The sequence below is a fragment of the Halostella salina genome, from assembly GCF_003675855.1.
GTDB classification, from domain to species: Archaea; Halobacteriota; Halobacteria; order Halobacteriales; family Natronoarchaeaceae; genus Halostella; species Halostella salina.
Genome location: NZ_RCIH01000011.1, coordinates 81,535 through 95,578 on the forward strand (window position 1 = coordinate 81,535; position 14,044 = coordinate 95,578).

13 protein-coding genes are annotated in these 14,044 nt (G+C 71.8%); 10 read left to right on the plus strand and 3 right to left on the minus strand.

What is annotated here, in order from left to right:
* Positions 1 to 56: 56 nt before the first annotated feature.
* Positions 57 to 944, plus strand: coding sequence for a DNA methyltransferase (locus tag D8896_RS18230; protein ID WP_121823538.1), 888 nt, complete (start codon positions 57 to 59; stop codon positions 942 to 944).
* A 19-nt stretch (positions 945 to 963) separates the two neighbouring features.
* Here the strand turns inward: D8896_RS18230 and dph2 are convergent, their stop codons facing one another.
* Complete coding sequence (gene dph2, locus D8896_RS18235) at positions 964 to 2,001, minus strand: diphthamide biosynthesis enzyme Dph2 (RefSeq protein WP_121823539.1); 1,038 nt, start codon at positions 1,999 to 2,001, stop codon at positions 964 to 966.
* An 88-nt stretch (positions 2,002 to 2,089) separates the two neighbouring features.
* A complete protein-coding gene (locus D8896_RS18240; RefSeq protein WP_121823540.1) occupies positions 2,090 to 3,073 on the minus strand; it encodes a DMT family transporter in 984 nt (327 codons plus the stop codon).
* 215 nt (positions 3,074 to 3,288) lie between these two features.
* Here D8896_RS18240 and D8896_RS18245 point away from each other — a divergent pair, with 215 nt between their 5' ends.
* From D8896_RS18245 to menD, 3 genes are read left to right on the plus strand one after another with little or no spacing between them, the layout of a single operon-like run.
* Positions 3,289 to 3,687: a YlbF family regulator gene (locus D8896_RS18245; RefSeq protein ID WP_121823541.1), complete on the plus strand. Its 399-nt coding sequence runs from the start codon at positions 3,289 to 3,291 to the stop codon at positions 3,685 to 3,687.
* Between the two features lie 58 nt (positions 3,688 to 3,745).
* Entirely contained in the window at positions 3,746 to 5,104 is a 1,359-nt protein-coding gene (locus D8896_RS18250) for an isochorismate synthase (protein WP_121823542.1), read from the plus strand.
* Positions 5,101 to 6,837, plus strand: a complete 1,737-nt coding sequence (gene menD, locus D8896_RS18255) for a 2-succinyl-5-enolpyruvyl-6-hydroxy-3-cyclohexene-1-carboxylic-acid synthase (RefSeq protein WP_121823543.1) — start codon at positions 5,101 to 5,103, stop codon at positions 6,835 to 6,837. Before D8896_RS18250 ends, menD begins: the two co-directional genes overlap by 4 nt.
* Here menD and D8896_RS18260 read toward each other — a convergent pair whose 3' ends face one another.
* Positions 6,838 to 7,794: a DnaJ domain-containing protein gene (locus D8896_RS18260; protein WP_121823544.1), complete on the minus strand. Its 957-nt coding sequence runs from the start codon at positions 7,792 to 7,794 to the stop codon at positions 6,838 to 6,840. It abuts the gene before it with no gap.
* 183 nt (positions 7,795 to 7,977) lie between these two features.
* Between D8896_RS18260 and D8896_RS18265 the strand changes: the two genes are divergently transcribed.
* The 6 genes from D8896_RS18265 (at position 7,978) to D8896_RS18290 (ending at position 13,828) form a co-directional block, all read left to right on the plus strand.
* Positions 7,978 to 8,865, plus strand: coding sequence for a 1,4-dihydroxy-2-naphthoyl-CoA synthase (locus D8896_RS18265; RefSeq protein ID WP_121823545.1), 888 nt, complete (start codon positions 7,978 to 7,980; stop codon positions 8,863 to 8,865).
* A gap of 268 nt (positions 8,866 to 9,133) precedes the next feature.
* The gene (locus tag D8896_RS18270) at positions 9,134 to 10,078 is read left to right on the plus strand and encodes a 1,4-dihydroxy-2-naphthoate polyprenyltransferase (protein WP_121823546.1); all 945 of its coding nucleotides are present in this window, start codon (positions 9,134 to 9,136) and stop codon (positions 10,076 to 10,078) included.
* Positions 10,078 to 11,109 (plus strand): mandelate racemase/muconate lactonizing enzyme family protein, encoded by a 1,032-nt coding sequence (locus D8896_RS18275; RefSeq protein WP_121823547.1) that lies wholly within the window; start codon positions 10,078 to 10,080, stop codon positions 11,107 to 11,109. The genes D8896_RS18270 and D8896_RS18275 overlap by 1 nt, the downstream gene beginning before the upstream one ends.
* 20 nt (positions 11,110 to 11,129) lie before the next feature.
* Positions 11,130 to 12,620, plus strand: a complete 1,491-nt coding sequence (gene menE / locus D8896_RS18280) for an o-succinylbenzoate--CoA ligase (protein WP_240452091.1) — start codon at positions 11,130 to 11,132, stop codon at positions 12,618 to 12,620.
* 50 nt (positions 12,621 to 12,670) lie between these two features.
* Positions 12,671 to 13,411 carry an NRDE family protein gene (locus D8896_RS18285; RefSeq protein ID WP_121823548.1) on the plus strand — a complete coding sequence of 247 codons (741 nt, stop codon included), beginning with the start codon at positions 12,671 to 12,673 and terminating at the stop codon, positions 13,409 to 13,411.
* Positions 13,412 to 13,477: 66 nt separating this feature from the next.
* Positions 13,478 to 13,828 carry a helix-turn-helix transcriptional regulator gene (locus D8896_RS18290; protein ID WP_121823549.1) on the plus strand — a complete coding sequence of 117 codons (351 nt, stop codon included), beginning with the start codon at positions 13,478 to 13,480 and terminating at the stop codon, positions 13,826 to 13,828.
* Positions 13,829 to 14,044: the final 216 nt, after the last annotated feature.

A 14,044-nucleotide genomic window follows, 5' to 3' on the forward strand; every position in this document is an offset into this window, starting at 1 on the left:
CATTCTTTGGCAGAAAGCCCTCGCGGCGGACTGGCGTCCGCCGCGTCGCCCTTTCTATGTCCGCCAACGAGCGCCACGGGCGCTCGTTCCAGGTACCGCTAGTCTGCGCGAGCGCCAGCGGTCGCTGGCGCACGCTTCGAGTGCCTGCCCTTCCCCGGACGCTCGCACGCGGCGCGTCGGAGCGCCGCGCGCTCGCGCTGGCCGCGTGGAAAGACGGGCCGCGTGGTTCTGTCTCTCATACCGGGAGAAAGCACTTGACGTGGGTTCCCGGATCCGAGGCCATGGAGACGGTACTCTCGTTCGAGTACGACCACCGCCACGAGATGCCCCAGGGCCACGACGAGATCCGAACCCCGGATGCGCTCGTGGAGCATTTTCTCCGCGAGTACACCGACCCCGGCGACCGCGTCTTCGACCCCTTCGCCGGATTCGGGACGACGCTCCGGACCGCCGAACGCCTTGACCGCGTTCCCTACGGCATCGAGTACGAACCCGACCGCGTCGAGTACGTCCGCGACAAACTGGACGGGGGCGAGGTGCGCAACGCCGATGTCCTCGAACTGGACGCCGACGCGTTCCCGGCCTGCGAACTCGCCTTCACCTCGCCGCCGTTCTGTGTCGAGGGGATGGAGCGCAACCCCTTCGAGAACTACGCCGGCGAGAGTACGTACGCGGAGTACCTCGACGACGCCGCGACCGCGTTCGCCAACGTCGCCGACGTGCTCGCGCCGGGCGGCCACCTCGTGATCGAGGTGGTGAACATGCGCCACGACGGCGAGGTGACGACGCTCGCGTGGGACCTGGCCGACAGCGCGGCCGAGTCGCTCGCGTTCCGGGGCGAGGTCGTCGTGGCGTGGGAGGGCGACGGCTACCCCGACCGCGAGGGCAGCTACGGCTACGGCTTCGACCACTCGTACTGTCTGGTGTTCGAGAACCCGGCGTAAGGAGTCGGCGGAAGCGCCGTTACCAGGTGCCGTGGAACGTGTCGAAGGAGAGCTCGTCCAGTGGCTTGTTGCCGACCGCGATCTCGTACTCGCCGGGCGTCAGCATCGGCTTGTGGAACTGCGGGCCGTCGTCGGTGGTGATCCGCGGACAGCCGGTGTTGACGAACGCGTCCATGTCGAAGTTGCGCAGGCGGTCCGGCGTCACCTCGTCCATCGTGATGAGGTAGGCGTTGTCGTTGTCGTCCAGAATGTCCTGGGCCTGCTCCCAGCGGCCCTGGCCGATCTTCGTGCAGAAGATGACGCCCCACTTCTCGGCGTCCATCGCCTTGTGGACCGACGCGTAGCGCTGCTTCATGAACTTCTCCGTGTCGGCCACCGTGACGACGTTGTTGACGGGGTCGCCGATGACGACCTTCTTGTCGGGGTGCTCCATCGCGAGGCCGAGCGGGTGGAACTTCCCGCCGCCGACGTACAGCACCTGGTCGGCGTCGACCTCGGCGGAGGCGTAGTTGCAGCCGAGCACCTGTCCCTCGTGGGTCAGGCGGTCGTCGCCGCGGCGCGTGTGGACCTCGTAGCCGCGCTCCTCCAGCCACGCCTTCATGTCCTCGAACTGGTTCATGTGCTGGGCGGTGGTGACGAGGCCGACCTCGTCGCCCGGCAGTTCCTCCAGCGCCTCCTCCATGATGGGGAACACGTCGACGTTCGAGAACAGCGGGACGTAGATCACCTTGTCCGTGTTCTTCATCGGCGAGTGGCCGAAGTGGACGAACACGTCGGTCCGCTTCATCAGGAAGGTGTCGAGGTCACAGGCCCCGTAACAGGGCTGGCCCGACAGCATCACGGTCACGTCGTCGGGGACGAGTTCGCGGATGTCGTCGGCCACCCGAGGGCCGCGACGTTTCAGCCCCTCCGGGAACTGCAGGCCGACCTTCTTCGCGTCGCGCTCCTCTACGGCCTCGACGATGCGGTCGAGTTCGTAGTCCCACTCGCGGTCGTGCTTGAGGGACATGCCCGTGTTTCGCAGGTCCCCCTCCGAGAACTCCGACTCCTGGCTCATTGGACCGTTGTAGCCACCGAGGCCGTTTAACGGCGACGCTTCGGGGTTCCGGTGGTACGGGAACGATCTGCGGCGGGGTCGCGGTCGCCTATTCGGCGTCTTTCAGGTAGACGTTCCCCTGCACGACGACGGAGCCGCCACCCGCCGGCCGACGGTCGGAGGTCGGCTCGGAATCGCTCACGAGCGCGGACAACGACTCCCACTTCAGCAGCGCGAACCCGGCGACGATGACGGCGAACCCGGCCACGGTCGAGGCGGTGATCGTCTCGCCCAGCGCCGCCCAGCCGGCGACCGCGGCGACGGCCGGCGTGGCGTAGTTGACGAGGCTCGCCTCGTTCGGCCCGGTGCGCTCCAGCAGGTCGAAGTAGAGCAGGAACCCACCGGCCCCGGCAACGACGGCGAGATACAGCAGGCCGGCGACGACACGGGGCGACCACGAGGCGGCCGCGAGCGACTCCCCTGTCGCCGCGCTGATGGCGTGCAACACGAGCGCACCGACGGCCAGCATCCACGCCTGCGTCGGCACGGTGCCGAGGCCGACGCGGAACCGCCGCGTCAGCACCGACCCGAGCGCGAAGGAGAGCGCCGAGAGGAACAGCAGCCCGACGCCGAGGATCCCGCCGTCGAGCGACGAGCCGGTCGGGTTCGCGACGACCGCGACGCCGACGAGGCCGAGCAGGACGCCGGCGACCCCGGGCCGCGACAGCGTCTCGTCGTCCAGCAGCAGGAAGGCGATCGGCGGCGTGACGACGGGTGTGAGGCTGAGCACGATCGCGCCGATCGCGGAGCTGACGTACTGCTGGCCGGAGAACAGCAGCGCGAAGTGGAGCCCGACCATCAGCGTTCCGCCCGTCGCGACGAGACGCAGTTCGGGGCCGGCACGGGGGATCCAGCGCTCCGACCGGATGGCTGCGTACCCGAGCACCACCAGCGCGGCGATGTCGTACCGCAGCGCGGCGAACAGCACCGGCGGGAGCGACGCGAGCCCCGATTTGATCGCGATAAACGACGACCCCCACACGACGGCGAGAGCGACGAACGTCCAGACGTTTCTGAATTTGTATATATCCATTGTAAACTCCTCCTGCGAGAGACCGCGGGGATATACTCCGTAATCACCCCGTATGCATCAATTTTCTCGAAGTAACGGTACCACGTCACACTGTCGTATGGGAGTCCGTTTCTCGGAAATATTAACCGATCTCGTCGAGCAGGATCGGGCACCGTTGCCGGCCGAGACCCCGGTGTTCCGGCAGGTTCAAACGGATCGGGTCCTAACCGGCGAGCATGAGCATCGAGACCGACGCTGCCGCGGAGACGGCCGACGAAGACGTCGAGGCGCTCGGCCGGGAGCTCGGCGAGGCGATCGCCGACCTGCCCGAGTATCGGGAGTTCGAGGAGAAGAAAGCGGCCGTCGAGGCGTCCGACGAGGCCCAGGCGAAGATAGAGGAGTTCGAGGAGATCCGCCAGGAGTTCATGCTCGCCCGGCAGACCGGCGAGGCGAGCCAGGAGGACCTCCGCGAGGTCCAGCGCGCACAGCAGGAACTGCACGAGATCCCCGTCATGGCGGAGTACCACGACGCCCAGAACGCGCTCGACGCGCGCCTCGAAGCGGTCAACGAGGCGATCTCGGAGCCGCTGGCCGTCGACTTCGGCGAGGAAGCCGGCGGCTGCTGTCAGGACTGAGCGCTCGAACCGCCCGAATGGGACAGCCTGAAGGGCGGACAACCCTAACTTCTCGGCGATGGAGACACAGCGCAGCGGACCGGCCGCGGACGCCCCGCTCGTAACGCGGAGCCGGGCGATACCCGCCGTCCCGGTCCGGACAGCTCTCGACGCCTTCGACGCCCCGAGAGCCGTCTGGGCCGCGCCCGGCGAGCCGACCGTCGCCGGCTGTGGCGCGGCCGCCACGGTCGTCGCGGACGAGAACCGCTTCGCGGCGGTCCGCGAGGCGGCCGACGACCTGTTCGGCTCGTTCGACGACGGCGCAGCGCCGCCTGCCCGCCCGCGACTGTTCGGGGGGTTTGCCTTCCACGACGACCACGACCCGGAACCGCCGTGGGAGGGATTTCCGCCCGCTTACTTCGTCCTGCCGCGCGTGCAGGTCACGACCGACGGCGACGACGCCTGGGTCACGGTAAACGCCGTCGGACCGGACGACCAGTCCGAGGTCGATAACCGACTCGACGCAGCCGCGGCAACCCTGCAGGACCTCCCCGGCCCCGGCCCGCCGGCGGCACCACCGGGTGTCGCGGAACGGCGACCGACCACCGGACGCGACGAGTGGCGCGAGCAGGTCGAGGGCGCGCTCGCCCGGATCGACGGCGGCGACCTGACGAAGGTCGTCCTCGCGCAGGCGCTCGGGACGCGGCTGGAACGGGACCTCTCGGTCCCGGACGCGCTCGCCGCGCTCCGGGCGACGTACCCGGACTGCCACCGCTTTCTCATCGACGGGCGCGCGCCCGGTGACGCCGGCGACGCAGGTCGGGCCGACGGGTCGACCCTGTTCGGCGCGACCCCGGAGCGCCTCGCGTCGGTGTCGGGCCGGCGGCTGGAGACCGAGGCGCTCGCCGGCTCGACCGGCCGGGGCGACACGCCCGAGGAGGACGAGTGGCTCGCCCGGGAACTGCTGGACAGCGAGAAGGACGTGCGCGAACACGAGATCGTCACCGAGGCGGTCCGCGAGCAGATCGCTCCCTTCGCCGCATCCGTCCGCACCGGTCCGCGGACCGTCCGGAAGTTAGACACGGTCCAGCACCTCCGGACGCCCGTCTCGGCGGATCTGGACGACGCCGAACACGTCCTCGACGTGGTCGAGGCGCTCCACCCGACGCCCGCTGTCGGCGGCCTGCCGCCGGACCGCGCCCTGCGGACCATCCGCGAGACCGAGACGTTCGACCGGGGGTGGTACGCCGCGCCGGTCGGCTGGTTCGACGCGGCCGGCAACGGGACGTTCGCGGTGGCGATCCGGTCGGCCGTCGCCCGCGGCGACGCGGCGACGCTGTTTGCCGGAGCCGGCATCGTCGCCGACAGCGACCCCGAACGCGAGTGGGACGAGATCCAGCTGAAGTACCGGCCGGTTCTGGACGCCCTCGAACGATGACCGCCGCGGAACACAACGAGGCGTGGGCCGACGCCCTCGTCGCCGAACTCGCCGCCGGCGGGGTCGACGCGGTCTGCATCGCGCCCGGGAGCCGGTCGACGCCGCTCACGATGGCCTTTGCACGCAACGACGACGTGCGGGTCTACTCGCATCTGGACGAGCGCTCAGCGGCGTACTTCGCGCTGGGGCGCGCTCGCCGGACGGGCGAGGTGACGCCGCTGGTCTGCACCTCCGGCACCGCCGCCGCGAACTTCCACCCGGCCGTCATCGAGGCCAGCCAGGCGCGCGTCCCGCTGCTCCTGCTCACTGCCGACCGCCCGCCCGAACTGCGGGACAGCGGCGCGAACCAGACCGTCGACCAGACGAAGCTGTACGGCGACGCCGTCCGCTGGTTCCGCGAACTGCCAGAACCGGAAGCGGCGGGCCGCACCCTCCGCTCGCTCCGGACGACGGCGGCCCGCGCGCTCGCCGAGGCGACCGGGACGCCCGCCGGCCCGGTCCACCTCAACTGCCCGTTCCGGAAGCGGCTGGAACCGCCCGAGGGAACCGAGAACGAGGACCGCCGGACGGCCGCACCCGAGCGCCCGCACGTCCGGACGACTGCCGGCCGGCCGGCGCTCTCCGACGACCGCGTCGCCGACCTCGCCGCGGCCGTCTCGGACGCGGACCGCGGCCTCGTCGTCGCGGGGCCGGCCGACGACGCAGCGCCCGAGCCGGGGACCGTCGCCGACTTCGCCGAGACGACCGGGTTCCCGGTGCTCGCCGACCCGCTGTCCGGCGTGCGGTACGGGCCACACGTCGACGACGCGCCGGTGCTCGGCGGCTACGACAGTTTCGTCGACCCGGCAGTGACCGACGACTGGCCGGACCCGGATCTCGTCGTGCGAGTCGGCGCGTCGCCCACGTCCAAGCCCCTGCGGAAGTACCTCCGACGAACCGGCCCGCGCCAGTTCGTCGTCGATCCGGCCGGGGGCTGGCGCGAGGCGGAGTTCGCGGCGACGGACCTCGTCGTCGCCGACCCGGGGCGACTGCTCGACGCCCTCGCCGACCGCGTCGACGACGGTGCCGACGCCGGCTGGCGCGAGCGCTGGACCGCCGCCGAGGACCGGCACTGGGCCACCGTCGCGGACGCCCGCGGCGAGCGCCGGTTCGAGGGCGACGTGCTGGCGACTGTCGTCGAGGACGCACCCGACCCCGCGACGCTGTTCGTGTCGAACAGCATGCCGGTCCGGGACCTGGACCGCTTCGGCGCGCCGTGGGCGGCCGACCTGACCGTCCTCGGCAACCGCGGCGCGAGCGGCATCGACGGCATCGTCAGCACGGCGCTGGGAGCCGGGAGCGCGACGGCCGACCCGCTCGTGCTGGTGACGGGCGACCTCGCCTTCTACCACGACATGAACGGCCTGCTCGCGGTCGGGCGCTGCGGCGTCGACGCCACGGTCGTCGTCGTGAACAACGACGGCGGCGGTATCTTCCACATGCTCCCGGTCGAGGCCTTCGATCCCCCGTTCACCGAGCAGTTCAAGACGCCCCACGGGCTGGACTTCGCGCCCGCCGCGGAGCTGTACGGGCTGGAGTTCGTCCGCGCCCGGGACCGGGACGCGTTCCGCGAGGCCTACCGGGCGTCGCTCGACAGCGGTGGGACGCAGGTGATCGAAGTCCCGTTCGACGCCGAGCGGAGCCACCGCGAGCGCGAGGCGATCCGCGACGCCGTCGTCGCTGACCTGGCCTGATCACGGGCTGAGCGCCCGTTCGAGGCCGACAGCGAAGGCGAACAGCGACCACGCCCCGCCGACGGCCGCCACCGCGGCCAGCGAGAACGGGTCGGCCGAGAGCGCGACGACGCCGAGCGGCGCGAGCACGCTCCAGACGCCGAACAGGACGGTGCCGAGCGGCGGGACGGTGAGGAGGTAGCCGGTGACCAGCAGCGTACAGCCGCCGACGACCAGCCGGGCGAGCAGCGGGAATGCCGGGAGGAACGTGCTGGCGACCATCACCGGGTAGAGGAACAGCATGCCGGCGAGGAACATCACGCGGTCGGGCGTGAGCGGCACCCTGACCCGGTCCTCGCGCGCCGCCGCCTGGCCCCAGTCCCGAACGGCATAGGACGACGACTCCTCCCGGCCCGTGCGTTCCCGGTAGAACTGCTGGCGGCGGCTGGAGCGCGACTGGCCGCCGGCGGCGGTCGCCCCGCGTTCGCCCGCGGTCGACCGGTCCTCGCGTCGGTCGGTCGCAGTTCCGTCGTCGCTCCCGAAGCCGGTCGCCTCGTCGGTCGCCCACTGCTCGGCGGCGTCGCTCGGATCCGTTGAGCCATTCGAATCCGTCGAGTCGGCCGAATTCGTCGCGTCGGCGGCGTCCTCGCGCTCGGCCGTCCACGGCGACTGCTCGGTTCCGGCGGCGTTGCCGCCGTGGATGTGGCGGACGTACGCGTCGTGGCCGAGGCGGTCGTAGCGGGCGCGCTCGTCGGCATTGCCCAGCACCTCCTCGGCGCGGGTCACCTCGCGGAACCGCTCGCTCGCGTCGGGCGCGTCGCTCACGTCCGGGTGGGTCTCCTTGACCTTCTCGCGGTAGGCGTCCTCGATCTCGTCCTGCGAGGCGTCGCGCCCGACCCCGAGCACGTCGTAGTACGTCTCCGCCATGCGGCGCTTCCCGGCCTGTTGCCGCCGCGGTGACAAAAGCGCCCCGGCCATCCGACGGGCGCGACCCGACGAACGTCGTCACGGCCGCGAGTGGCGTCGCGACGTGCGGCCGCGACGGGAGTGAGCAAACGCGGTGGGTTTGCGAACTCCGTCGCGGTCGTGAGGCGAGCGAAGCGAGGCGGGCGACCGCGACGGGAACCTATTTTTCCCTGCCGGCCCGACTCCCGGGAAACGATGGTTTCGGAACTGATGGCCGACGAGCGCTGGGAGCCGGTCGAGCGGTTCGACTTCGACGACATCACCTATCACCGCGCGGTCGACGTGGACGCGGTGCGGATCGCCTTCGACCGCCCCGCGGTGCGCAACGCCTTCCGCCCCGGCACGGTCGACGAACTGTACGACGCGCTGGACCACGCCCGCCGGCAGACCGACGTGGGCTGCGTCCTGCTCACCGGCAACGGCCCGTCGCCGAAGGACGGCGGCTGGGCGTTCTGCTCGGGCGGCGACCAGACGATCCGCGGCGAGGACGGCTACCAGTACGAGGGCGACGAGGAAGGAGCCTCGGACACCGGCCGCCTCCACATCCTCGAAGTCCAGCGGCTCATCCGGTTCATGCCGAAGCCCGTCGTCGCCGTCGTCCCGGGCTGGGCGGTCGGCGGCGGCCACAGCCTCCACGTCGTCTGCGACCTCACGCTCGCCAGCGCCGACCACGCCGTGTTCAAGCAGACCGACCCCGACGTGGCGAGCTTCGACGCCGGCTTCGGCTCGGCGTACCTCGCCCGGCAGGTCGGCCAGAAGAAGGCCCGCGAGATCTTCTTCCTCGGGAAGAACTACGACGCCGAGGAGGCCGTCGAGATGGGCATGGCCAACGAGGCGGTCCCTCACGACGAACTGGAGGACGTGGCGCTAGAGTGGGCCGATACGATGGCCAGCAAGAGCCCCACCGCGATGCGGATGCTGAAGTTCGGCTTCAACGCGGCCGACGACGGCATGGTCGGCCAGCAGGTGTTCGCTGGCGAGGCGACCCGGCTGGGCTACATGACCGACGAGGCCCAGGAGGGCCGCGACGCGTTCGTCGAGGACCGCGAGCCCGACTTCGACGACTTCCCCTGGCACTACTAAACGAACTTTTTCCCGGTCGGGTGTCCTCACAGGCCTTCGGCCTGCTGCGGGTACCCTCCCGGCAAAAACTTCGATGAAAAAGGCCGCGAGCGCCGCGGGCGCTCGCGGGGTCCTCACGAACGAAGTGAGTGAGGGCTCGTCAGAGCTTCGCTCTGACGGAGAAACGCCGCCGTAGGCGGCGTATGCTAGTGCCCGCCGCAGCGACCGAACCCCGACGGACCGCCCCGCAACCACAGGGGATATGGCGGGCCCGGCCCTAGCGCCGACAATGACCGAAGTCGCCAACGCCGCGGACGTTTCGCGGACGCGGGCGTGGCTGATGGCCGCCCGGCCACAGACCCTCCCCGCGGCGGCCGCGCCGGTGATCGTCGGGACCGGGCTGGCCGCCCGGGACGGCGTGTTCGCGCCGTTGCCGGCGCTGGTCGCGTTCGTCGGCGCGGCGCTGATACAGGTCGGGACGAACTTCGCCAACGACTACTACGACGCGGCGAAGGGCGCTGACACCGAGGACCGCGAGGGGTTCACCCGCGTCACGCAGTCCGGCCTCATCTCCGCCGCGGAGGTCAAGCGCGCGGCGTTTCTCACCTTCGGCCTCGCGGTGCTGTCCGGCACCTACCTCGTCTACGTCGGCGGCGTGCCGATCCTCGCGATCGGCCTGCTGTCAGTTGCGAGCGGCATCGCCTACACCGGCGGGCCGTACCCGCTCGGCTACCACGGGCTGGGCGACCTGTTCGTGTTCGTCTTCTTCGGCGTGATCGCGGTGACGGGCACCTACTACGTGCAGGCTGCCGCGGTGCTGGCCGAACCGCTCACCGTCGCGATACCAGCCGGGACGGTAACGACGACGGCGCTGCTTGCCAGCCTCCCCGTGGCCGCCATCTCGACGGGGATCATCGTCGTGAACAACGTCCGCGACATGGAGACGGACGCCGAGGCGGGCAAGACGACGCTTGCAGTCCTGCTCGGCTACCGCTGGAGCCGGGTCGAGTACGTCGGCCTGCTCGCGCTGGCCTACGCCGTGCCCGTCTACTTCGCCGCGACCGACTTCGGGCCGACAGCCCTGCTGCCGCTGCTGACGCTCCCCTACGCCGCCGTCGTCGCGCGGACCGTCTGCACGGAGCGATCGGGTGAGGCGCTCAACCCCGCGCTGGAACGGACCGGGAAACTGCTCGCCGCCCATTCGGCGCTGTTCGCGCTGGGGCTGGTGTGGTGATGCAACTGGACCGCCGCGACTTCGCGCTGCCGCTCGACCGCCCCCTGCGAACTTCGCGGGGGGAGATAGCCGAGCGAACGGGCGTCCTCGTCCGGGTGGCCGACGACGGCAACCGGGGGCTGGGGGAGGCGTCGCCGCTCCCCGGCTGGACCGAGTCGCTCGCCGACTGCCGCGCCGGGCTCGACCGCGCCGCCCGTGCGCTGCCGGAGGGGCCGGACGCCGCGCTGGCCGCCGTCGACGGCCCCGCGGCGCGCCACGGACTCTCCCTCGCCCTCGCGGACCTGCGGGCAAGCGAGGCCGGCCTCCCGCTCTACCGCTACCTCGGCGGGGACGACGCCGTCACCGCGGTCCCGGTCAACGCGACCGTCGGCGACGCGCCGCCGGACGAGACCGCAGCGGCCGCCGAGGCCGCCGTGGCTGACGGCGTCGACTGCGTGAAGGTGAAGGTCGGCGCGCGCGCGGTCGACGCCGACGCCCGGCGGCTCCGGGCCGTCCGCGACGCCGTCGGTCCAGAGGTCTCGCTCCGGGCCGATGCGAACGGCGCGTGGGACCGCGCGACTGCGGAGCGGGCGCTCGACGCGTTCGCCGAGTTCGGCGTCGAGTTCGTCGAGCAGCCGCTCCCGACCGAGGACCTGTCCGGGCTGGCCGCGCTCCGCGGCGGTCCGGTCGGCGTGGCCGCCGACGAGAGCCTCGCCGCGGGCGGCGTCGACGCCGTCCTGAACGCGGACGCGGCCGACGCGCTGATACTCAAGCCGATGGCGCTGGGCGGCGTCGACCGCGCCCGCGAGGCTGCGCTCCGCGCTCGGGCGGCGGGCGTCACGCCGGTCGTCACGACGACGATAGACGCCGTCGTCGCGCGGACCGCGGCGGTCCACCTCGCGGCCTCGCTCGCGCCGGTCGCCCCCTGCGGGCTGGCGACGGGCGGCCGACTGGAGCGTGACCTCACCGCCGACCCGGCACCGGTGAGCGACGGGGCGGTCCACGTGCCACAGCTGCCGGGCAACGGAACGACGGGGGCGTGGTCGGCGTGACCTGGCAGCTTCGAGACCCGGTGACAAGACAGGCAGAGAGCGCGCCGGACACGACGGCGGTCGTGGTCCACGGGTCGGGCGAGTCGCGCACCTACGCCGAACTCGACCGGGCGGTCGACGAGACGGCCGGCCGCCTCGCCGCGCTCGGCGTCGGCGCGGGCGACCACATCGGCGTCCTCATGGACTCCCGCCTCGCCTTCGTCCGGCTGATCCACGCGACCGCCAGGCTCGGCGCGACGCTGGTCCCGCTGAACGTCCGGCTGACCACCGCCGAACTCGACGCGCAGGTCGACCGCGTCGACCTCGACCTGCTCGTCGCCGAGCGCGACACCGAACTGACGGCCATAGACGCCGCGGGCGAGACGCCGGTGGCCTCCGTCGACGCGCCGCCGGACGCCGCGGCCGTGACCGACGACCGGCTCGCCGCCCTTGCGGACGTCGACCCCGACGCCGTCGACCCCGTCGCGCGCGGGCTCGACGACCCGGCCTGCATCCTCTCGACCTCGGGGACCGGCGGGCGGCCGAAACCAGTGGTGCTCACCGTCGGCAACCTGCTTGCCAACGCCGCCGGCTCCGCGTTCCGGCTCGGCGTCGTCCCCGACGACCGCTGGTTCGACCCGCTCCCGATGTACCACATGGGCGGCCTCGCGCCGGTGGTCCGCTCGGCGACGTACGGGACGACCGTCGTGGTCCAGCGCGAGTTCGACGCCGCGGCGACGGCCGACGCAATCGCCGAGCGCGGGGCGACGGCCGTCTCGCTCGTCCCGACGATGCTCCGCCGGATGCTCGACGAGCGCGAGGGGCTGGCCGACTCGCTCCGCTTTGTCCTGCTCGGCGGCGCGCCCGCGCCGGACGCCCTGATCGAGCGCTGTGCCGACCTCGGCGTCCCGGTCTGTCCCACCTACGGGATGACGGAGGCGGCGTCGCAGATAGCCACGGCGACCCCCACGGAGGCCGTCGACCACGTCGGGACGGTCGGCCGGCCCCTCTCGATGACTGAGGTGACGGTGGTCGACGATACCGGCGAGCCGTGCCCGCCCGGCGAACCCGGCGAACTCGTCGTCAGCGGACCGACCGTGACGCCGGGGTACTACGACGACCCGGAGACGACCGCCGAGGCGTTCTGCGAGCGCGGCCTCCGGACCGGCGACGTGGGCTACCGCGACGAGGACGGCCGCCTGTGGATGCACAGCCGGCGCGAGGACCGCATCGTCACCGGCGGCGAGAACGTCGACCCGCGGGAGGTCGCCGGCGCGATCCGCGACCATCCCGCCGTCGAGGACGTTGCCGTCGTCGGCCTCGACGACCCCGAGTGGGGCGAACGCGTCGCCGCGCTGGTCGTTGGCGACCTCTCCAAGCGTGCCGTCCGGGAGTTCTGTGCCGGCCGGCTCGCCGGCTTCAAACACCCCAAGACGGTCGCCTTCGCCGACGAGATACCGCGGACCGCCTCCGGCACCGTCGACCGCGCCGCCGTCCGCGAGCGCCTGCGCGAGGCCCCCGGCGAGCGCTGATCCGGGGTTCGTCGCCGAACTTTAAGCGCCGCCCAGCCGTACCCCGTCCCGTGTGCACGCTCACCCTCGCCTGGCGGGTGTTCGAGGACGCGCCGGTCGCCGTCGCGGCGAACCGCGACGAGCTGGTCGACCGGCCCTCGGAGCCGCCCGCAGCCATCGAGGACGACCCTCGCGTCGTCGCGCCGCGCGACGCCGAGGCCGGCGGGACGTGGATCGGCTACAACGAACATGGCCTGCTGGTCGCGGTGACGAACCGCTGGGTCGACGCCGACCTCGCCGGCGACCGCTCGCGGGGCCTGCTCGTCCGCGACGCGCTCCGGCACGGTTCGGCCGAGGCCGCCGCCCGCTTCGTCGAACGTGAAGCCGGCGACCACGAGTTCGACGGGTTCAACCTCCTGCTGGCCGACGCCGACGCAGCGCTGCTGTTCGAGTGGGACGGGAGCCTCCGGTTCTCCCGGCTCGACCCGGGCGTCCACGTCGTCGTCAACGTCGGCGCGGACGGCCGGTTCGACGTACCGGATGCCCGTCCCGAGGCGGGCGGCGAGCAAGCTGACAACGCCCGGCGCGTCCGGACGGCGCTGACGCCCGAACCGGGCGAGACGGCCGCGGCGTGGCTCGACCGCGCCGGGGACGTGCTCGGCGACCACGAGTACGGCGTCTGCGTCCACGGCGACGGCTTCGGCACGCGCTCGTCGTCGCTGATCGCGATCGGTGCGGACGGGGCGCGCTACCGCTTCGCCGACGGGCCGCCCTGCGAGACCGCCTACCGCGAGGTTGAAGGGCAGATTTAAACCGGCCGGAACCACATACTGGGGACACATGGTAGCCCCGAGCAGTTCCGTCCGGAGGTGTCCCGCGTGAGCGCGTCGGCGACCGACGAGGAGTTGAGCGAGGACGAGCGGCGGGCGCTCGAACTCGTCCGCGAGACGGGTGGCATCCACCAGAGCGAGTTCTGGAAGGAGCTCGACGTCAACTCCCGCAAGGGGAGCCGCATCGCCGAGTCGCTGGTCGAGAAAGGGCTGGTCGAGCGCGAGGAGACGGTGTACGACGGCCACAACACCTACCTCATCTCGCCGACCGCCCGCGACCTCGATTTCTCGCTGCTGATGGCCGGCGACATGCTCTCGCCGTTCATCGGCGAGGAGGAGGTCGACGCCAACAGCGACGCCTTCTCGCAGTGGATGATGAACCTGGCGTACGAGGACTAAAGACGAGCTTTTAACGACGACCTTTTGCGCTGCGGTCGCGCGCCGTCGGCGCGCTCCCTCGGCAAAAGCTCGACCAAAATCACTCCTCCTTCACTTCGCTTCGCTCCGTTCAGTCGTCGGACCGTTCGCTCGTTCGCTCCGCTCACTCGCTCACGGGTGCCGTACTGGTCGACAGCCTGCCCTTCCCCGTCCTCCCGAGCGAAGCGAGGGAGGGCT